At 71.7% G+C, this 18,635-nt stretch carries 19 protein-coding genes; 17 read left to right on the top strand and 2 right to left on the bottom strand.

Annotated features, from left to right (window positions below):
* Position 1 precedes the first annotated feature (1 nt).
* The 9 genes from O1G22_RS39655 to O1G22_RS39615 all read left to right on the top strand — a co-directional run bounded on the left by O1G22_RS39655 (position 2) and on the right by O1G22_RS39615 (position 8,664).
* Complete coding sequence (locus O1G22_RS39655) at positions 2-310, top strand: cation:proton antiporter (protein ID WP_270085739.1); 309 nt, start codon at positions 2-4, stop codon at positions 308-310.
* On the top strand, positions 307-606 hold the full coding sequence (locus O1G22_RS39650; RefSeq protein WP_270085738.1) for a Na(+)/H(+) antiporter subunit B: 300 nt from the start codon (positions 307-309) through the stop codon (positions 604-606). Before O1G22_RS39655 ends, O1G22_RS39650 begins: the two co-directional genes overlap by 4 nt.
* Positions 596-1,351: an MnhB domain-containing protein gene (locus tag O1G22_RS39645; RefSeq protein WP_270085737.1), complete on the top strand. Its 756-nt coding sequence runs from the start codon at positions 596-598 to the stop codon at positions 1,349-1,351. The genes O1G22_RS39650 and O1G22_RS39645 overlap by 11 nt, the downstream gene beginning before the upstream one ends.
* Positions 1,348-1,692 (top strand): sodium:proton antiporter, encoded by a 345-nt coding sequence (locus tag O1G22_RS39640; RefSeq protein WP_225094685.1) that lies wholly within the window; start codon positions 1,348-1,350, stop codon positions 1,690-1,692. Before O1G22_RS39645 ends, O1G22_RS39640 begins: the two co-directional genes overlap by 4 nt.
* A gap of 10 nt (positions 1,693-1,702) precedes the next feature.
* Positions 1,703-3,553, top strand: coding sequence for a complex I subunit 5 family protein (locus O1G22_RS39635; protein ID WP_270085736.1), 1,851 nt, complete (start codon positions 1,703-1,705; stop codon positions 3,551-3,553).
* 96 nt (positions 3,554-3,649) lie between these two features.
* Complete coding sequence (gene ligD, locus O1G22_RS39630) at positions 3,650-4,690, top strand: non-homologous end-joining DNA ligase (RefSeq protein ID WP_270085735.1); 1,041 nt, start codon at positions 3,650-3,652, stop codon at positions 4,688-4,690.
* A complete protein-coding gene (gene ligD, locus O1G22_RS39625; protein ID WP_270085734.1) occupies positions 4,687-5,619 on the top strand; it encodes a non-homologous end-joining DNA ligase in 933 nt (310 codons plus the stop codon). The genes ligD (O1G22_RS39630) and ligD (O1G22_RS39625) overlap by 4 nt, the downstream gene beginning before the upstream one ends.
* A 115-nt stretch (positions 5,620-5,734) precedes the next feature.
* Positions 5,735-7,588 carry a thiamine pyrophosphate-requiring protein gene (locus O1G22_RS39620; RefSeq protein ID WP_270085733.1) on the top strand — a complete coding sequence of 618 codons (1,854 nt, stop codon included), beginning with the start codon at positions 5,735-5,737 and terminating at the stop codon, positions 7,586-7,588.
* Positions 7,589-7,629: 41 nt separating this feature from the next.
* On the top strand, positions 7,630-8,664 hold the full coding sequence (locus O1G22_RS39615; protein WP_270085732.1) for an SDR family oxidoreductase: 1,035 nt from the start codon (positions 7,630-7,632) through the stop codon (positions 8,662-8,664).
* 11 nt (positions 8,665-8,675) lie between these two features.
* Here O1G22_RS39615 and O1G22_RS39610 read toward each other — a convergent pair whose 3' ends face one another.
* On the bottom strand, positions 8,676-9,470 hold the full coding sequence (locus O1G22_RS39610) for an RNA polymerase sigma factor SigF (protein WP_270085731.1): 795 nt from the start codon (positions 9,468-9,470) through the stop codon (positions 8,676-8,678).
* 255 nt (positions 9,471-9,725) lie between these two features.
* Between O1G22_RS39610 and O1G22_RS39605 the strand changes: the two genes are divergently transcribed.
* From O1G22_RS39605 to O1G22_RS39580, 6 genes are all read left to right on the top strand, one after another.
* Complete coding sequence (locus O1G22_RS39605) at positions 9,726-11,255, top strand: bifunctional phosphatase PAP2/diacylglycerol kinase family protein (RefSeq protein WP_270085730.1); 1,530 nt, start codon at positions 9,726-9,728, stop codon at positions 11,253-11,255.
* Between the two features lie 204 nt (positions 11,256-11,459).
* A complete protein-coding gene (locus O1G22_RS39600; RefSeq protein ID WP_270085729.1) occupies positions 11,460-12,419 on the top strand; it encodes an LLM class F420-dependent oxidoreductase in 960 nt (319 codons plus the stop codon).
* A 23-nt stretch (positions 12,420-12,442) separates the two neighbouring features.
* The gene (locus tag O1G22_RS39595) at positions 12,443-13,534 is read left to right on the top strand and encodes an enolase C-terminal domain-like protein (RefSeq protein WP_270085728.1); all 1,092 of its coding nucleotides are present in this window, start codon (positions 12,443-12,445) and stop codon (positions 13,532-13,534) included.
* Positions 13,535-13,604: 70 nt separating this feature from the next.
* Positions 13,605-13,883: a hypothetical protein gene (locus tag O1G22_RS39590; RefSeq protein ID WP_270085727.1), complete on the top strand. Its 279-nt coding sequence runs from the start codon at positions 13,605-13,607 to the stop codon at positions 13,881-13,883.
* Between the two features lie 75 nt (positions 13,884-13,958).
* Positions 13,959-16,244, top strand: coding sequence for an FdhF/YdeP family oxidoreductase (locus O1G22_RS39585; protein ID WP_270085726.1), 2,286 nt, complete (start codon positions 13,959-13,961; stop codon positions 16,242-16,244).
* 59 nt (positions 16,245-16,303) lie between these two features.
* The gene (locus tag O1G22_RS39580) at positions 16,304-16,630 is read left to right on the top strand and encodes a plasmid stabilization protein (protein WP_270085725.1); all 327 of its coding nucleotides are present in this window, start codon (positions 16,304-16,306) and stop codon (positions 16,628-16,630) included.
* Between the two features lie 18 nt (positions 16,631-16,648).
* Here O1G22_RS39580 and O1G22_RS39575 read toward each other — a convergent pair whose 3' ends face one another.
* Entirely contained in the window at positions 16,649-16,780 is a 132-nt protein-coding gene (locus tag O1G22_RS39575) for a hypothetical protein (protein ID WP_270086710.1), read from the bottom strand.
* Here O1G22_RS39575 and O1G22_RS39570 point away from each other — a divergent pair.
* Together O1G22_RS39570 and ppk2 are read left to right on the top strand one after the other, a co-directional pair.
* Positions 16,772-16,933 (top strand): hypothetical protein, encoded by a 162-nt coding sequence (locus tag O1G22_RS39570; RefSeq protein ID WP_270085724.1) that lies wholly within the window; start codon positions 16,772-16,774, stop codon positions 16,931-16,933. The two genes, O1G22_RS39575 and O1G22_RS39570, sit on opposite strands and share 9 nt — an antisense overlap.
* A gap of 552 nt (positions 16,934-17,485) precedes the next feature.
* Positions 17,486-18,289 (top strand): polyphosphate kinase 2, encoded by an 804-nt coding sequence (gene ppk2, locus O1G22_RS39560; RefSeq protein ID WP_270085723.1) that lies wholly within the window; start codon positions 17,486-17,488, stop codon positions 18,287-18,289.
* Positions 18,290-18,635: the final 346 nt, after the last annotated feature.

Raw genomic sequence — 18,635 nt, 5'->3', positions numbered from 1 at the left:
GGTGTCGGTCCGTCATGTGTGCGCGCTGGTCCTGCTCGTCGCCGGTACCGGCGTGCTGCTGCTGTCGGCCGTCGGCCTGGTCGCCCTGCCCCGGCCGTTCCAGCGACTGCACGCCCTCACCCCCGCCACCACCGTCGGCCTGCCGCTCGTCGCGCTCGCCCTGGCCGTCGCGACCGGCCCCGGGCGCGCCGCGGTCAAGCTGCTCCTCATCGCCGTGATCGTGGCGATCGGCGGTGCGGTCACCGCCATGGCGATCGGCAGGGCGACGGCCCAGCACGAACGTCTGCTGCGAAAGGACTCCCCGGAGTGAACACGGCCACCGCCCAGGAGTATCTGATCGCCGTCGCGCTGGTGCTGGTGGCGGCGAGCGCCACCGCGGCGGCGCTCGCCCGCGACCCGGTGCGCCAGGCCGTCCTGCTGGCCGTCCTCGGTCTGTGTCTCACCGTGCTGTTCACCCTCCTCCAGGCGCCGGACGTGGCACTGTCCCAGCTGGCCGTCGGCACTGCCGTCACCCCGCTGCTGATCCTGCTGACGGTACGGAAGGTGCGCCGCAGCACGGCTGCCCGCCGCGACCGGGACGGCCGCGAGGGATCCGATGAGTCGTAACGCGCGGATCCGGCTGTTCTGGGCCGCGGCCGTCGTCTTCGCCGTGGTGTACGCGCTCGCCTGCACCGGGCTGCCGCGCTTCGGGACGCGCGTGCACCCCTATGCCACCCGCGCGGTGGCCGCGTCCCTGCGGCAGCACACCGCCAACGTGGTCTCGTCCGTCAACTTCGACCAGCGTGCCCTGGACACCCTCGGGGAGGAGTCGATCCTGTTCGCGTCGGTGCTGGGGACCATCGTGCTGCTGCGCCACGCCCGTGACGAGCGGGTCGGCCGGCCGCGGGCGGGGCGGGTGCTGCCCAGCACCCGGCTGCTGGGCCTGGTGCTGGTGCCGGTCACGCTGCTGACCGGCGTGTACATCGTGGCGCACGGCCAGTTGTCGCCGGGCGGCGGTTTCCAGGGCGGCGTCATCCTCGCCACCGGGCTGCACATGGCGTACGTGGCGGCGGACTACCGCGTCCTGAAACGGATCCGCCCGCTGGCCGTGCTCGACGTGGCCGACGCGCTCGGCGCGGGCGCCTTCACGGCACTGGGGCTGGCCGGGCTGATCGCGGGCGGCGCCTATCTGCAGAACGTGCTGCCGCTCGGCACCTTCGGGCAGCTCTCCTCCGGCGGGCTGGTGCCCGTGCTGAACGCGGCGGTCGGCGTCGAGGTCGGCTCGGGCGTCATCGTCCTGCTCGCCTCCTTCCTCGACCAGGCCGTCGAAGTGAGATCGGCGAACAACCCGGGCCCGGGAGGCCGCACATGACGGTCCTGCCCTTCCTCACGGCCGGCTGGATCTTCCTGGCCGGTGTGTACGGCCTGGTCACCAGCCGCAACATCATCCAGGCCGTCGGCTGTCTCGCCGTGGCCCAGTCCTCGACGTACGTCCTGCTGCTCACCGTCGGATACCGGCGCGGCGGCATCGCACCGTACTTCACCGACACTCCCCTGCGCACGCGCACCGTCGACCCGGTCGTGCAGGCCCTCGCCCTGACCGACATCGTCGTGGGCGCCACCGTCACGGCGCTGCTGCTCGCGCTCGCCATGCAGATCCGCAAGCGGCACGGCACGGTCGACCCGGACGCCCTCACCGGGCTGAAGGGCTAGTGGGCCGGGCATGGTGCGTACCGCTGATCTGCTGCCGCTCGCCGTCGCCGTCCCGCTGCTGGGTGCCGTCGTCCTCGTGACCGTCGGGCGGTGGCTGCCGCGGATCGCCATCGACGCGCTGGTCACCGTCTGGGCGGTGCTGCAGGTGGCCTGTCTGTCCTGGCTGTGGCTGCGCACCGGCGACGGGCGCAGCGTCTCGTGGCTGGGCGGCTGGACCCCCGTGCACGGCGAGAGTGTCGGCATCGTGCTGGTCGGCGACCGGATCGGTATCGGTATCGCGCTGCTGACCGGCGCGCTCGTCCTCGCGGTCGTCGTCTACTCCTGGCGTTACTTCGACGAGCCGCCGGTGGAGCACGCCGGCACCTTCCCCGCCCTCATCCTGCTCTTCGAAGCGGGCATGTGCGGATTCGCGCTGACCGGCGACCTGTTCGACGCGTTCGTGTTCTTCGAGCTGATGGGGGCGGTCGCCTACGCGCTCACCGGCTATCGCATCGAGGACCCGCGGCCGGTGCAGGGCGCCCTGATCTTCGGCGTCGTCAACTCGCTGGGGGCGTACTGCTCCCTGCTCGGCATCGGCCTGGTGTACGCGCGTACCGGTGAGCTCGGTCTCGCGCAGATCGGGGTGAAGCTGGCCGGGCACCGTCCCGACGCGCTGCTGTCCGTCGCCTTCGTGCTGATCGTCACCGGGCTGCTGGTCAAGGCGGCGGTGGTGCCGCTGCACTTCTGGCTGCCCGACGCGCATTCCGTCGCGCCGACTCCGGTGTGCATGCTGCTCTCCGGGGTCATGGTGGAACTCGCCGTCTACGGCACCGCACGCGTCTACTGGGTCGTGTTCTCCGGGCCCCATGGCATCGCGCAGCCGCATCTGCGCGCCGTGTTCGTGGCCGCCGGGGTGCTGACGGCGCTGGTGGGCGGGGTGATGTGCTGGCAGCAGCGGCACCTCAAGCGGCTGCTCGCCTTCTCCACCGTCGCCCATGTCGGGCTCTTCCTCACCGGCGCGGCGCTGCTGACCCCCGCCGGGACGGCCGGTGTGGCCCTGTACGTCGCCGCTCACGCCGGGGTGAAGGCGGCCCTCTTCGCCACCACCGGCGTCCTGCTCGACCGGCATGGCTCCGTCGACGAGCACGGGCTGTACCGGCGCGGCCGTGATCTGCCGCTCACCGGCGCCTTGTTCACCCTCGGCGGTCTCGCGCTGGCCGGTCTGCCGCCGTTCGGCACGGCCCTCGGCAAGGCCGTCACCGAGCACGCCGGCGAGGGCCGGTTCCCCTGGCTGCCCGTGGTGTTCGTGCTGGTGTCGGCGCTCACGGGCGGGGCGGTGCTGCGCGCCGGTGCCCGGATCTTCGCCGGTGCCGGGCCCCGGCCGCGGGAGCGGTACGCCGGGCCGGAGACCACCGGTGGCGGTGAGGAACCGGAGATCCGCGATCCGCAGCGTCGCATCCCCGTGCCCATGCTCGCCGTGCCTGCCGTGCTGCTCGCCGGCGCGCTCGCCGTCGGGCTGCTGCCCGGCCTCGGGGTCGCGCTCGCCCGTGCGGCACGGCAGTTCACCGACCGTGCCGCCTACACCGCCGCGGTCCGCGGCCACCCGGTCGCGTGGGCCGGCCCGGTGCCCGACGTCGGGTGGAGCGCCGAGGGCGTGCTCCTCGCGCTCGCCTCGACCGCCCTGGCGGCACTCCTCGCGGCGGCCGCCGTATGGGGTCCCGCGCTGCGCTCGCCGTGGGCGGGCCGGGTCCGGGCGGCCTGCGAGAGCGTGGGGCGGCACGTCGTCGTGCCGCTGCGCCGGCTGCACTCGGGGCACCTCGGTGACTACGTCGCCTGGCTCGCCGTCGGTGTGGCGGTGCTGCTCGTCGCCATGACGGTGTAGCGCCCGGCACCGTACGGCGCGCCTGCATGGCATCCGGTCCGCCGGGCACTCGGAGAGGGCGACCAGCCGCTCCCCCGGTGGAAGGGGTGGATCCGGATGCCCGTCTCCGCGCCGGTGACGGACCTGTTCGACGCAGTGCCGGCCGAGGAGCGGGCGGCGCTGCGCCGGGCGGCCCGGCCCGGTGATGCCCGGCCGATGCTCGCCACGCTGACCGAGCGGTACTTCTCCGATCCGCAGTGGATCTTCGAGCGCAAGCTCGACGGGGAACGCTGTCTCGGCTCCCGCGACGGCGCCCGCGTCGAGCTGCTGTCCCGCAGTGGTCAGTCGCTCTCCGGCACCTATCCCGAGATCACCGACGCGCTGGGCCGCCAGGAGTGCGACGACTTCCTGGTGGACGGCGAGATCGTGGCCTTCGAGGGCACCCGGACCAGCTTCGCCCGGCTGCAGCAGCGCATCGGCATCCACGACCCGCGGCAGGCCCGCGCCAGCCGGGTGGCGGTGACGTACTACGTCTTCGACGTGCTCTATCTGGCCGGGCACGATCTGACCGCTCTGCCGCTGCGGACCCGCAAGGCCCTGCTGCGACGCGCCCTGCAGCTGTCCTCCCCGCTGCGTTTCACCCCGCACCGCAACGCCGAGGGGGAGGCGTATCTGCGCCAGGCGTGCGAGCGGGGCTGGGAGGGGGTCATCGCCAAACGCGCCGACAGCAGCTACGAGCAGCGCCGCTCCACCCAGTGGCTGAAGTTCAAGTGCGGGCGCCGGCAGGAGCTGGTGATCGGCGGCTTCACCGAGCCCCGGGGCAGCCGCACCGGCTTCGGTGCGCTGCTGGTCGGTTACTACAAGAGACAGCGGTTCGTCTACGCCGGCAAGGTCGGCACCGGCTACGACCGGACGACCCTGGAGGAGCTGCGCGCCCGCCTGGACCGCCTGGAGAGCGACCGCTGCCCGTTCGCGAGCCGGCCCCGTGAGCGCGGCGCGCACTGGACACGGCCGAGGCTCGTCGCGGAGATCGGGTTCACGGAGTGGACCGGCGACGGAAAGCTGCGCCATCCGCGGTTCGTCGGGCTGCGCACCGACAAGTCCGCGAAGGACGTGGTGCGGGAACGGCCCGGGGACGACACGAGGAAGACGTCATGAGTGCCAAGGCGAGGACCGAGGACGGGATCCGGATCGGCGACCGTACGGTGCCGGTGTCCAACCCCGACAAGGAGCTGTTCCCGGACGACGGCATCACCAAGGCGGAGCTGATCGACTACTACCGTGCCGTCGCCCGCCCGATGCTCACCCATCTCAAGGACCGGCCGCTGGTCATGGAGCGGTATCCGGACGGCTACCAGGGGAAGTCGTTCTACCACAAGGACGTCCCCGACTATTTCCCCGACTGGATCCGCACCGTGCGGGTGCCCAAGGAGGGCGGCAGCCTCACCATGGCCGTCTGCGACGACACGGCCACCCTCGTCTACCTCGCCAACCAGGCGTGCATCACCCCCCATCCGTGGCTGAGCCCCGCGGACTGCCTGGACTGCCCCGACCGTCTGGTCTTCGACCTCGACCCGCCCGAGGGCGCGAGCGACGGCTTCGACAACGTCCGGTGGGGCGCGCGCAAGCTGGGTGACCTGCTCACCGAACTGGGGCTGCGGCCCGCGCTGATGACGACGGGATCGCGCGGCCTGCATCTGCTGGTCCCGCTCGACCGGCACACGGACTTCGACACCGCGCGGCACTTCGCGCGCGGGGTCGCCGACGTGCTCGCCGCACGGCACAGCGACCGGCTGACGACCGAGGCACGCAAGAACAAGCGCCGGGGCCGCCTCTACCTGGACACCCAGCGCAACGCCTACGCCCAGACCTCGGTCGCCCCCTACGCCGTACGCGCCCGCCCGCACGCCCCGGTCGCCACCCCGCTGGAGTGGGACGAACTCGACGACCCGGAGCTGGGCCCGCGGCGGTGGACCCTGCGCACCCTGCCCGAGCGCCTGGCCGAGCACGGCAACCCGTGGAAGGACCTGAGTCGCTGCCGCCGTTCCCTGGACCGGGCCGCGCACCGGCTGGACGACCTGGCGTGAGGTGCCGCCGGACGGGAGGTTTTCCGGCGCGCCCGGGGGTTACTCCGAGAAGTGCATCCCGGTCGTGCTCGCCGCCGGCGGTCCGACGGCGACCGGCACTGTCGAGGAGGAGTCCATGAGCACCAAGGTGTCCGACCACATCCTGGCCCGCCTGCGCGAGTGGGGCGTGGACTGCGTCTTCGGATATCCCGGCGACGGCATCAACGGGCTGCTGGCCGCGTGGGGCCGCGCCGACAACGAGCCACGCTTCATCCAGTCCCGGCACGAGGAGATGTCGGCGTTCGAGGCGGTCGGGTACGCGAAGTTCAGCGGGCGCGTGGGAGTGTGCGCGGCGACGTCGGGGCCGGGCGCCATCCACCTGCTCAACGGGCTGTACGACGCCAAGCTCGACCATGTGCCGGTCGTGGCGGTCGTGGGGCAGACCAACCGCAGCGCCATGGGTGGTTCCTACCAGCAGGAGGTCGACCTCCACACGTTGTTCAAGGACGTGGCGTCGGAGTACGTCGAGACCGTCAACGTGCCCGAGCAGCTGCCGAACGTGCTCGACCGGGCCATCCGTACCGCCTGGACCCGCCGGTGCCCGACCGCTGTGATCGTCCCGGCCGACGTCCAGGAGCTCGACTACTCACCGCCCACCCACTCCTTCAAGATGGTCCCCTCCAGCCTCGGCTGCGAGCACTTCGCCCCGCAGCCCGACGAGGCCGCACTGCACCACGCCGCCGAGGTCCTCAACGCCGGCGAGAAGGTCGCGATGCTCGTCGGCCAGGGCGCGGCGGATGCCTCCGACGAGGTCGAGCGCGTCGCCGAGACGCTGGGCGCCGGAGTGGCGAAGGCACTGCTCGGCAAGGACGTACTGAGCGACGAACTGCCGTATGTCACCGGCGCGATCGGGCTGCTGGGGACGCGTCCGTCGTACGAGCTGATGCGGGACTGCGACACGCTCCTGACGATCGGTTCGAGCTTCCCGTACACCCAGTTCATGCCCGAGTTCGACCAGGCCAGGGGCGTGCAGATCGACATCGACCCGCACATGGTCGGGATGCGCTATCCGTACGAGGTCAATCTGATCGGTGACGCCCGTGCGACCCTGTCCCGGCTGCTGCCCCTGCTGCGGCGCAAGAAGAACCGTTCGTGGCAGAAGCAGATCATCGCGAACAACGAACGCTGGCGCGGGGTGATGACGCGGCGGGCCGAGCAGTCGGCCGACCCGATCAACCCGGAGTTCGTGGCGTGGTCGCTCGATCCGCTGCTGCCCGACGACGCGATCATCTCCTCGGACTCCGGCTCCGTGGCCAACTGGTACGCCCGCCATCTGCACCTGCGCGGTTCGATGCGGGCCTCGCTGTCGGGGACGCTGGCCACCATGGGCTGCGGTGTGCCGTACGCGATCGGGGCGAAGTTCGCGCATCCGGACCGTCCGGCGATCGCGCTGGTCGGTGACGGCGCGATGCAGATGAACGGGCTCGCCGAGCTGGTCACCGCGAGCAAGTACCGGGACGCGTGGAGCGATCCGCGTCTGGTGGTCGCGGTGTGGAACAACCAGGACCTGAACCAGGTCACCTGGGAGCTGCGGGCGATGGGCGGCTCCCCGCAGTTCGTGCCGTCCCAGTCGATCCCGGACGTCTCCTACGCGGAGTTCGCCGAGTCGCTCGGTCTGCTGGGCATCCGTGTGGAGAGGCCGGACGGCGTCCTGGACGCCTGGCAGAAGGCGCTGCGGGCGGACCGCCCGGCGGTGGTCGAGTTCCTCACCGACCCCTCCGTGCCGCCGATCCCGCCGCACGCGACGTGGGACCAGATGGAGTCCACCGCGAAGGCCGTCTTCAAGGGCGATGTCGAGCGCGAGGCGGTGGTCCGGCAGGGCTTCAAGGCCAAGGTCCAGGAGTTCCTGCCGGGCGCGCGCAAGCGGGCGCACGCCCACCGGGGACGTCCGCGCCGCCGCGAGAAGTCGCACCGGGCGGCGCACCGGTGACGCCGGCCCGGGTGACGTCGGCGAAGCGAAAGGCAGCGCTCATGTTCCGGCGGTCCGCTCGTACGTCGCGCAGCCCGCAGGTCGTCGTGGTCACGGGCGCCAGCGGAGGCGTCGGCCGGGCCACCGCCCGGGCGTTCGCCGCACGAGGAGACCGGGTGGCACTCGTGGCGCGCGGCCGGGCCGGGCTGGACGCGGTGGCCGAGGAGGTGCGCCGCGCGGGCGGTACGGCACTGCCCCTGGAGGCGGACGTGGCCGACCCCCGCGCGGTGGAGGAGGCGGCCACGCGGGCCGAACGCGAACTCGGTCCGATAGACATCTGGGTCAACGACGCCCTCACCACGGTGTTCGCCGAGTTCACCGACATCGGCGCGGACGAGTTCCGCCGGGTCACCGAGGTCTGCTACCTCGGGTACGTGTACGGCACACAGGCCGCGCTGCGCCGGATGCTGCCGCGCGGCCACGGTGCCGTCGTGCAGGTCGGCTCGGCGCTCGCCTACCGCGGCATCCCCCTGCAGTCCCCGTACTGCGGTGCCAAGCACGCGATCCAGGGCTGGAACGAGGCGCTGCGCTGCGAGCTCCTGCACCACCGCAGCGGGGTGTCGGTCACCATGGTCCAGCTGCCCGCGCTGAACACTCCCCAGTTCGAGTGGTCGTCGGCCCGGATGCCGCGCCGGCCGCAGCCCGTACCGCCGGTCTACCAGCCCGAGGTGGCCGCCCGGGCCGTGCTGTACGCGGCCGATCATCCGCGCCGGCGTGAGTACTGGGTCGGCGCGAGCACCGTGGGCACGCTGCTCGCCAACGCCGTGGCACCCGGGCTGCTCGACCGCTACCTCGCCCGTACCGGCTACGACTCCCAGATGACCGACGAGCCCATGCCGTCCGGCCTTCCCGACAACCTGTGGCAGCCGGTGGACGGCGGCGACGGGCGGGACTTCGGTGCGCACGGCCGCTTCGACGAGCGGGCCGCGCCGCGCGCGCCGCAGGCGTGGGCCTCACGCCATCACGACGCGCTCGCCCTCGCCGGGCTCGCCGCCACGGCGGGCGCCGTGGCTGTGGCCCGGCACCGGCTTCGGTGACTGCGGTGCTGCTAGCCGATGTCCTGCAGGACCTCGTCGCGCAGTTGGTGGCAGCAGCGGTTGATCAACCGGGAGACGTGCATCTGCGAGATGCCGAGCTGCTCAGCGATGTGGCTCTGGGTCATGTCCTTGAAGAACCTCATGTACAGGATGGTGCGTTCACGCTCGGGCAGGGCCTCCAGACGGGGCTTGACGGCCTCGCGGTCCACGACGGTGTCGAGGGCCGGGTCACAGGCGCCCAGTGCGTCGGCGAGCGAGTAGCCGTCGTCGCTGCCGGGGACCTCCGCGTCGAGGGACAGCGCGCTGAAGCTCTCCAGTGCCTCCAGCCCGACCTGGACGTCCTCCTCGCTCAGATCGGCCTCCTCGGCGATCTCGCGCACGCTGGGCAAGTGGTCCGAGGTGCTCCGGGACAGGTCCTGGCAGGCGGTGCGCACGCGGTTGCGCAGGTCCTGGACCCGGCGCGGCACATGCACGGTCCACATGTGGTCGCGGAAGTGCCGCTTGATCTCTCCGGTCACCGTCGGAACGGCGTAACTCTCGAAGGCGTGGCCGCGCTCGGGGTCGTAGCGGTCGACCGCCTTGACCAGTCCGAGGGCCGCGACCTGGCGCAGGTCCTCGAAGCTCTCGCCACGGCTGCGGAACCGCCCCGCGATCCGATCGGCCATGGGCAGCCAGGCCTCCACCAGCTCCTCACGGAGTACGTCGCGCTGGTGTCCCGGGGGCAGCGCGGCGAGCCGGCGGAAGGCCTGCTCGGTATCGGGGGCGTCGTCATGCGGATGGTGCTGCGCGCTTGTACGGGTTCGCATGGTGCGTCGCACCTCTCTTGCGAGGGATGAACGATCACCGTGGACTTGCGACCGTGTTTCGGACGGCCGCATCCGGGCGACGAAGTCGTCGCTCCCACGGATGTGCCTCCTGTCCGAAACACTCTGTTTGTCCTCTGCCCCTGGGCCTGGGCCGTAAACCCCTCGCGTCGGGGCAACGTACAGGTGCCCGGCCGTGACCCACCGTGGCTTCTGTCCGCGCGCATGGCGCGGACGCGGGCGGGCACTCGGTTCCGCATGACACGGGATGCCGGCCTCACCGCACCGCGTCCCGGCGGACGCGGACCCGTCGCGCTGCTGCTCGCGCAGGACCGGCGGCTGTTCGACACGGCCGCGGCCCTGCACTGGCCCGCCGCCGAACGCGTCCTGCCCCGGCTCAGCCGCGCCGCCGACCATGGCGTCCTGTGGTTCGCCACGGCCGCGGCCATCGCCGGGAGCGGCACTCCGCGTGCCCGGCGTGCCGCCGCGCGGGGCCTCGCCTCCCTGACGGTGGCCTCGCTGACCATCAACACGATCGGCAAACGCTCGGTACGCCGCCCGCGCCCCGCGCTGGACGTCGTCCCGCTCGTCCGGCAGCTGAAGCGCCGGCCGATCACCACCTCCTTCCCCTCGGGCCACTCGGCGTCCGCCGCCGCCTTCGCGGCCGGGGTCGCGCTGGAGTCGCCCCGCTGGGGTGCCGCCGTCGCCCCGGTCGCCTTCTCGGTCGCCCTGTCCCGCGTCTACACCGGCGTCCACTTCCCCGGTGACGTCCTCGCGGGCGCGGTGCTGGGGGCGGGCGCCGCCCTCGCCGTCCAGGCGGTCGTACCGGCGCGGGCCGCGGCCGGCCCGGCGGCCCGGAGCCGCGCCGAGGCGCCCGTGCTGCCCGACGGGGCGGGTCTGGTGGTCGTGGCCAACACCGCCGCCGGCCGTGCGGAGTCCGTCCGCGCTCTCCAGGCCGTCCTGCCGGAGGCGGAGGTCGTGCTCTGCGAACCGTCCCGACTGCGGGCCGAGTTGGACAGGGCGACGGCGCGCGCCCGGGTGCTCGGCGTATGCGGCGGCGACGGCACCGTGAACGCGGCGGCCGAGGTGGCCGTCCGCCGGGGCCTGCCGCTCGCCGTCCTGCCCGGGGGCACACTCAACCACTTCGCCCGGGACCTGGGCGTGGAAGGCGTACGAGATCTCGGCCGGGCTCTGGCGCGCGGCCATGCGGTGCGCGTGGACGTGGGACGGTTCACCTCCGGCGGCACGCGGGGTCTCTTCCTCAACAACTGCAGCCTGGGCGTGTATCCGGAGCTGGTGCGCGAGCGCGACCGCTGGTCGCACCGGATCGGCGGCTGGCCGGCCGGGGTGCTCGCGGCCCTGCACGTCCTGCGGGCCGGCCGGCACCCGCTGACGGCCGAACTCGACGGCTGTGTCCGCCCGTTGTGGCTGCTGTACGCCGGGAACGGCATCTACCGCCGCAGGGGTCTGGACCCGGGCCACCGGGACGATCTGGCGGACGGACGGCTCGATGTACGGGTGGTGCACGGGGGACGGCACCCGGCGCTGCGGCTGCTCGCCGCCGCTGTCGCGGGCCCGCTCAGCCGCTCCCGGAGCCACGCGGCGGTCCAGCGGGACCGGCTGACCGTGACGGGACTGCCGCCGGGCACGCTCCTCGCCCACGACGGCGAAGTCACCGGTGTGGACGGCACGGTGACGCTGGAGAAACTGCCCGAGGCCCTGACGGTGTACCGGCCGCCGCGCGCTCGCCGCCGGTCACGGGTGAGCCTCCGCCGTGATCATGCCTGATCGTGGCATTCGGGGAAACCCGTACTCAGGAGGTTCAGGTGAGGGGGATGGTTCTCCTCATGTGGCTCCTGGGATTCCTGGTGCGGAGCATGTGTGCTCCGGGAAGGAAGTGCCCCCGGAGCACGCTTTTGCTGTTTCCGCCCCCGCACGCCGGTTACCCGAAAGGGGACATGGCTTCGCTCCCGGTGGTGGAGGTGAATGCGTATGCCCGAATACGGATATTTCCTCTCGTGCGAGGAATTCGGTCCGGGCGACCTGATCGAACAGGCCAGGGCCGCCGAACAGGCCGGCTTCCGGTCACTGTGGATCTCCGACCACTATCACCCGTGGAACGACGCCCAGGGCCACAGCCCCTTCGTCTGGGCGTTGATCGGCGCGCTCTCCGAAGCGGTGTCACTGCCCGTGGAGACCGCCGTCACCTGTCCCTCCCTGCGGATCCATCCGGCGGTCGTGGCGCAGGCCGCAGCGACCTGCGCGACGATGACGGGCGGTCGCTTCCGGCTGGGTGTCGGCTCGGGTGAGGCGCTCAACGAGCATGTTCTCGGCGGGCCGTGGCCGCCCGCGAGTGTGCGGCTGGAGATGCTGGAGGAAGCGATCCAGGTGATGCGCCGGCTGTTCTCCGGCGAGGAGGTCAGCCACTACGGCCCCCACTACACGGTGGAGAACGCCCGCCTCTACACGGTCCCCGACGAACCGGTGCCCATCGACGTCTCCGGCTTCGGCCCCCGGTCGACCCGGCTCGCCGCACGCGTCGGCGACGGCTACATCACGATGATGCCCGACGAATCACTGGTGTCCCAGTTCCTGAAGGACGGTGGCGCCGGCAAGGTGATCAGCGGCGGCACCAAGGTCTGTTACGGCCCTGACCGGGACGAAGCGGTGCGCACGGCTCGCCGGCTGTGGTTCAACGAACTGCTGCCCGGCGAAATGGGCCAGATACTGCCCTCGCCTCGCCACTTCGAACAGCTGGAGCCGCTCGTCACGGAGAGGATGGTCCGCGAGAACGTGGTGTGCGGGGACGACGTCGACGCCCATCTTGCCGCACTGAACGCCTTCGCGGAGGCCGGATTCGACCGGGTCTACGTCACTCAGATCGGCCCCGACCAACGTGGATTCTTCGACTTCTACCGCACAAAGGTGCTGCCGCAGCTCGCTCGCGACTGACGTCAGTTCCGGTCAGGTACGCGATGAAACTCAGCCGACCCGCCGTGTCCGTGTACACGGTGCCGACCGACGCCCCCGAGGCGGACGGCACGCTGTCGTGGGACTCGACGACCATGGTGATCGCCGAGGTCACGGCCGGCGACGCCACCGGCACGGGCTGGACGTACGGCCCGGCCGCCGTCGGACTCATGCTCGGCGAGCACCTCGCTCCCCTGGTCGAGGGCCATGACGCGCTGGACATCCCGGCTCTGCACGACGCGATGTGCAGGTCGGTGCGGAACGCGGGCCGCCCCGGGATCACGGCGTGCGCGATCTCGGCGCTGGACATCGCCCTGTGGGACCTCAAGGCGCGGCTCCTGGGCCTGCCCCTCGTCAGTCTCCTGGGCGCGGCCCGCACACGGGTCGCGGTGTACGGCAGCGGCGGGTTCACGACCTATCACGACCGGCGGCTCGCCGAGCAGGTCGACGACTGGGTGCACCGCCAGCGCATTCCCCGCGTCAAGATCAAAATCGGCGGGGGCTGGGGCCACGAGACCCAGTGGGACCTCTCCCGGGTACGTACCGCCCGCCGGGCCATCGGTCCCGAGGCCGAGCTGTACGTCGACGCCAACGGCGCCTACTCCCGCAAACAGGCGCTGCGGATCGGGGACGGGCTCGCCGAGTACGACGTCCGCTGGTTCGAGGAGCCCGTCTCCTCGGACGACCTGGCCGGTCTGCGGCTGCTCCGCGACACCCTGCCGTGCGACGTGACCGCCGGTGAATACGGGTACGACCTGCCCTACTTCGCGCGCATGATCGCGGCACATGCCGTGGACTGTCTCCAGATCGACGCGACACGCTGCGGCGGCATCACCGAGTTCTTGCGGGCCGCCGCCCTGGCCCAGGCCCACGGGCTGGAGGTCTCCGCCCACTGCGCGCCGCACGCCCATGCCGCCGTGTCGGCCTCGATTCCCAACCTCCGGCACATCGAGTGGTTCCACGACCATGTGCGGATCGAGTCGATGTTCTTCGACGGCGCGCTGGACCCGACAGGAGGGACGGTCCAGCCGGAGCAGGGCCTCGGACACGGGCTGACCCTGCGGACGGGCGAGGCCGAGAAGTTCCGGGTCGCCTGACGGCGGCAGGTATCAGGTACCCGGTAGCCGGTACTCGTCTCAATGACAACTTCTTGAGGAGATGAATCGGATGCTGTTCCTCGGACTGCTCCTCATCGCCGGGACGGCCGCCTTCACGGCCCTGGCGATCAGCGACAACCTGTCGGGCGGCGCGGGCCAGACCGTGTCGGTGCTCGGCCACGACATCGCCACCCTCGGCCCGCTCGCCCTCTTCTGCTCGGGCCTCGCGCTGGCGCTCATCTTCTGTCTCGGCATGGCCATGGCGGCCGGCGGAGTGGCACACCACCGTCGTCCGCACCGGAAGCACCGCAGGACCGCCGCCGGGCCGACCGTCGGAACCCGGGCCTGATGCCCCTGGCCGGCCGGTCCTCGGCTCCAGTGGCCCACGCGGGCAGACGTGGCAGCATGGGCGACGGAGGCAGCCATGGCTGAGCAACCGACCGAGCCGAGCGGCACGCGCGCCTCGGGCCCCCGGAGGTCCAGCGTCGGCGTGCACGGCATCGCCGAATCCGCGCGCTACTCCCTCGCGGAGATGGGGCCGAGACGGAGTCTGCTGACGCTGCTGTCGGTGAACCACGTCGACGGATTCGACTGCCCGAGCTGCGCGTGGGGCGAGCCCGATCCGGAGCATCGCAAGGCCGCGGAGTTCTGCGAGAACGGTGTGAAGGCCATCGCCTGGGAGGCCACCCGCAAACGCGTCGACACCACCTTCTTCGCCGAGCACTCCGTGGCCGAGCTGCGGGAACGGGACGGTCACTGGCTGGAGTCCCAGGGCCGGCTCGCCCAGCCGATGCACCTCGCCCCCGGTGCCGCCCACTACACGCCCATCACCTGGGACGACGCGTTCGAACTCACCGCCGCCCGACTGCGTGACCTGAACGATCCGAACCGCGCCGTCTTCTACACCAGCGGCCGCACGAGCAACGAGGCGGCCTTCCTCTACCAGCTGCTCGCGCGCCGCTTCGGCACCAACAACCTGCCGGACTGCTCGAACATGTGCCACGAGTCGAGCGGCGCGGCCCTGACCGAGACGCTCGGCGCCGGAAAGGGCCTGATCTCGTACGACGACATCACCGAGCACGCCGACCTGATCATCATCGTGGGCCAGAACCCCGGCACCAGCCACCCCCGTATGCTCACCGCGCTGGAACAGGCGAAACGGCGCGGCGCCCGGATCATCGCCGCCAACCCGCTCCCCGAAGCCGGTTTCGGCCGCTTCCACAACCCACAGACCGCACGCGGACTGATCGGCCCGGGCACACGGCTCGCCGACCGCCACCTCCCGGTGCGCGTCAACGGCGACCTGGCCCTGTTCGCGGGCCTGAACCGGGCCCTGATCGACCGGGAGGACGCCCGGCCGGGCTCCGTCCTCGACCACGACTTCATCGACCGGTACTGCGACGGCTTCGAGGCCGCCGTGGCCGCCTGGCGCGCCCTGGCCTGGTCGCGGATCGAGACGCTGAGCGGTCTGTCCCGGCGCCGTATCGAGGCGGTCGCCGACGAGGTGATCGCCGCCGACCGGGTGGTCGTCTGCTGGGCGATGGGCCTCACCCAGCACCGCAACGCGGTCGCCACCCTCCGCGAGATCGTCGACTTCCTGCTGCTGCGCGGAAACATCGGACGCCCCGGCACCGGGCCCGCCCCGATCCGCGGACACAGCAACGTCCAGGGCGACCGCACCATGGGCATCTGGGAGCGGATGCCGGACGCGTTCCTCGACAGACTCCGCGACGAGTTCGGCTTCGACCCGCCCCGCGCCCACGGCCTGGACACCGTCGACTCGATCCGGGCCATGCGTGACGGCGAGGTCGACGTCTTCATCGGCCTCGGCGGCAACTTCGCCTCGGCCACCCCCGACACACAGGTCACCGAGGCCGCGCTGGCCAACTGCGCCCTCACCGTCCACATCGCGACCAAACTGAACCGGTCCCATCTCTGCCACGGCACCGAGGCCCTGCTGCTGCCCTGCCTCGGCCGCACGGAGCGCGACCGGCAGGCCTCCGGCGAGCAGTTCGTCACCGTCGAGGACACCATGGCGATGGTGCACGCCTCGCACGGACGGCTCGCTCCCGGGTCACCGCACCTGCGCAGCGAGGTCGCGATCGTCGCCGGCCTCGGCCGTGCGCTGTTCGGCGACGACCTCGGCTGGCGTGCCATGCGCGACGACTACGCGGTGATCCGCCGCCACATCGAGCACGTCGTCCCCGGATTCCACGCCTTCGAGGAGCGCGTCCGGCAGCCCGGCGGCTTCATGCTCCCCCGCGCCCCGCGCGACTCCCGTACCTTCCCCACCGACAGCGGCAAGGCGCACTTCACGGTCAACCCGCCGACCGCGGCCGAGGTACCCGAGGGACACCTGCTGCTGACGACCGTGCGCTCGCACGACCAGTTCAACACCACCGTCTACGGCTTCGACGACCGTTACCGCGGCATCAGCGGAGGGCGGCGGGTCGTCTTCCTCAACCAGGAAGACCTGCGCGAACTCCACCTCCACGACGGCGACCTGGTCGACCTCGTCAGCGTCAACCCCGACGGCGAACGCCGGGCGCCCGGCTTCCGCGCCGTCCGCTATCCCACGCCCCGCGGCTGCGCCGCCGCCTACTACCCGGAGGCGAACACGCTGGTCGCACTGGACGCGACGGCCGAGATCAGCAACACCCCTGCCACGAAGTCCATCGTCATCCGCGTCGAGCCCGCAGGCAGAAGCTGATGCCGGCGTGACGGGACCGCTGCCAGGGGTACCCGTGCATCCGGCAGAAAGGAGCTGTCATGCCTGCCGGATCGAGCGCGAAGCGTGAGCGTCAGTACGAGCACATCAAGAAGAGCGCGCAGGAGCGCGGTGAGTCCACGAAGCGGGCCAAGGAGATCGCGTCGCGGACCGTGAACAAGCAACGGGCCAGGTCGGGCGAGAGCGAGAGCGCCAGCAAGACCTCCATCCGCGACCCGAAGTCGGCGTACCAGCGCGGTGGCCAGCGCTCGCACAGCGGCGCGGAGGGCCCTACGAAGGACCAGTTGTACGAGGAGGCCAGGAAGCGTGACATCCACGGGCGCTCCTCGATGACCAAGCAGGAGCTGAAGAACGCGCTCGGCCGCTGAACCGGACCCCGTGAGCGGTCAGCCCTCCTCGCGCAGTCCCCAGGGCGAGCCGTACTCGGTGAGCAGGTCGAGGAAGGGGCGGGGCGGCAGGGCTTCCGGGCCGAGGACGCCCTTGCCGGACCAGGTGCCCGCGGCCAGGAGGTGTGGCACACCGCCTACGCCCGGCTGCCCGCCGAGTCGCACCCCGACATCGCCGCCACGGCCCACCTGCTGGCCCGCCGCATGCCGCACAGCGCCAATCCGGCGGCACTGGAGATGCTGCTGGAACACACCGCCGCACAGCTGCCGCCGTCCGGGACGTGAGTCTCAGTCCGCGCCCGGTCATGACGTCCGCCTTGTGCACGGGGCGTGCCGTTCCGGCTGCGACCGGTCAGGTGCGGCACGTCAACCGACCTGCGAGCGCTGCGAGTTCAGGATGTGGGGTGGACGGGGCCGGTCGCGCGGGCCAGGGGCGGGGCGATCGTCTGGGGGTCCGCTCCCTCGCCGGTCCACAGCCCGGCAGTCGCCTCCAGGAGACCGGTACGTTCGAGACCACCGCCTGCCACGGGTGCACAGCTCACATCCCGGAAGCTCGGCTGCCAGGTCGTCTCCGACGACGCGGGGCTCAAGAGCGTCAAGCCGGGCAAGCCGGTGCTCGCCCAGGTCCGCATCGCCGCCGAGGGCCCGCAGGCGTACCGCGTCCTCGGCATCGCCGACCGGACCGAACTGTCCACCACGGTCAGCGAGGCTCTGCGCCGGCGCTGAACCGGCCGGGCGACGATCTCCGCCCCCCGTCCCACACCTCCTTGAGAGCGTGCCGCCCACCCGGCGGCACGCTTTCTCGCCGTCCCGTGCGGCCGAGGGGAGAATGGACACATGACGGACAAGAACGCGGAGCCACTGTCACGCAAGACGTACGAAGCCGAACTCCAGCGCCTCCAGACCGAGTTGGCGAAGATGCAGGAGTGGGTCCGCGCCGAGGGCGCCCGGCTGGTGGTCGTCTTCGAGGGCCGGGACGCAGCCGGCAAGGGCGGCGCCATCCGGCGGGTCACCGAGCGCCTGAACCCGCGTATCGCCCGGATCGCGGCGCTGCCCAAGCCGACGGAGCGCGAGCGCACCCAGTGGTACTTCCAGCGGTACGTCGAGCATCTGCCGGCCGCCGGGGAGATCGTGCTCTTCGACCGGTCCTGGTACAACCGGGCCGGGGTCGAGCGTGTCATGGGTTTCTGCACCAAGGAGGAGCACCAGCTGTTCCTGCGCCAGTGCCCGATCTTCGAGCGGATGCTGGTCGAGGACGGGATCCTGCTGCGCAAGTACTGGTTCTCGGTGAGCGACACCGTCCAGCAGGAGCGGTTCCAGCGCCGTCTGGAGGATCCGCTGAGGCGCTGGAAGCTGTCGCCGATGGACCTGGAGTCGATCACCCGCTGGGAGGCGTACTCCCGGGCGAAGGACGAGATGATGGTGCACACCGACATCACCGAGGCGCCCTGGTACATCGTCGAGAGCGACGACAAGCAGCGTGCGCGGCTGAACATGATGGCCCACCTGCTGGAGTCCGTCCCCTATCACGAGGTGCCCCCACCGGTGCTGGAGCTCCCCGAGCGCCCGCCGTCGACCGGCTACGAGCGACCGCCGCGCGATCTGCAGACCTACGTCCCGGACCACACGGCGCAGCTGTGAACTCCGTCGGCTCCGAGGACCGTCGGGTGAGGGGTCGGTGAGAACGCTGGTGACCGCCCATGCGAGGTGGGGCATAAGAGCAAGCGGCACTTGCCGGGTTGCGCAATAATTCAATCCGGCGGGGCAACCTCGGCATCGGGGGAAGGAAGGGCGTTCATGCCGCGTGGGGACATGCAGCGAGTGCGCGATGCGAATCTGCGACTGGGCGCTGCCGTGGCCGAGATCGAGGGACTCTATTCGGCGTTATTGAGGGCGGGTTCCGCCGAACGACACCAACGGCTGCAGGCGGACCTGGCACGCGCCGCCCGCCGCCTCGCCGCCCTGGCAGCCGTCCCGCCGCAGACAC

This window comes from Streptomyces camelliae (genome assembly GCF_027625935.1).
Taxonomy (GTDB): domain Bacteria; phylum Actinomycetota; class Actinomycetes; order Streptomycetales; family Streptomycetaceae; genus Streptomyces; species Streptomyces camelliae.
This window is presented reverse-complemented; position numbering and strand designations above follow the sequence as displayed.

Coding starts and splice junctions, on each gene's coding strand:
- O1G22_RS39640 (WP_225094685.1), top strand. CDS start 1,348: ATGACGGTCCTGCCCTTCCTCACGGCCGGCTGGATCTTCCTGGCCGGT.
- O1G22_RS39590 (WP_270085727.1), top strand. CDS start 13,605: ATGCTGTTCCTCGGACTGCTCCTCATCGCCGGGACGGCCGCCTTCACG.
- O1G22_RS39600 (WP_270085729.1), top strand. CDS start 11,460: ATGCCCGAATACGGATATTTCCTCTCGTGCGAGGAATTCGGTCCGGGC.
- O1G22_RS39635 (WP_270085736.1), top strand. CDS start 1,703: ATGGTGCGTACCGCTGATCTGCTGCCGCTCGCCGTCGCCGTCCCGCTG.
- O1G22_RS39595 (WP_270085728.1), top strand. CDS start 12,443: ATGAAACTCAGCCGACCCGCCGTGTCCGTGTACACGGTGCCGACCGAC.
- O1G22_RS39610 (WP_270085731.1), bottom strand. CDS start 9,470: ATGCGAACCCGTACAAGCGCGCAGCACCATCCGCATGACGACGCCCCC.
- O1G22_RS39620 (WP_270085733.1), top strand. CDS start 5,735: ATGAGCACCAAGGTGTCCGACCACATCCTGGCCCGCCTGCGCGAGTGG.
- O1G22_RS39615 (WP_270085732.1), top strand. CDS start 7,630: ATGTTCCGGCGGTCCGCTCGTACGTCGCGCAGCCCGCAGGTCGTCGTG.
- O1G22_RS39580 (WP_270085725.1), top strand. CDS start 16,304: ATGCCTGCCGGATCGAGCGCGAAGCGTGAGCGTCAGTACGAGCACATC.
- O1G22_RS39645 (WP_270085737.1), top strand. CDS start 596: ATGAGTCGTAACGCGCGGATCCGGCTGTTCTGGGCCGCGGCCGTCGTC.
- ligD (WP_270085735.1), top strand. CDS start 3,650: ATGCCCGTCTCCGCGCCGGTGACGGACCTGTTCGACGCAGTGCCGGCC.
- O1G22_RS39585 (WP_270085726.1), top strand. CDS start 13,959: ATGGCTGAGCAACCGACCGAGCCGAGCGGCACGCGCGCCTCGGGCCCC.
- ligD (WP_270085734.1), top strand. CDS start 4,687: ATGAGTGCCAAGGCGAGGACCGAGGACGGGATCCGGATCGGCGACCGT.
- ppk2 (WP_270085723.1), top strand. CDS start 17,486: ATGACGGACAAGAACGCGGAGCCACTGTCACGCAAGACGTACGAAGCC.
- O1G22_RS39605 (WP_270085730.1), top strand. CDS start 9,726: ATGACACGGGATGCCGGCCTCACCGCACCGCGTCCCGGCGGACGCGGA.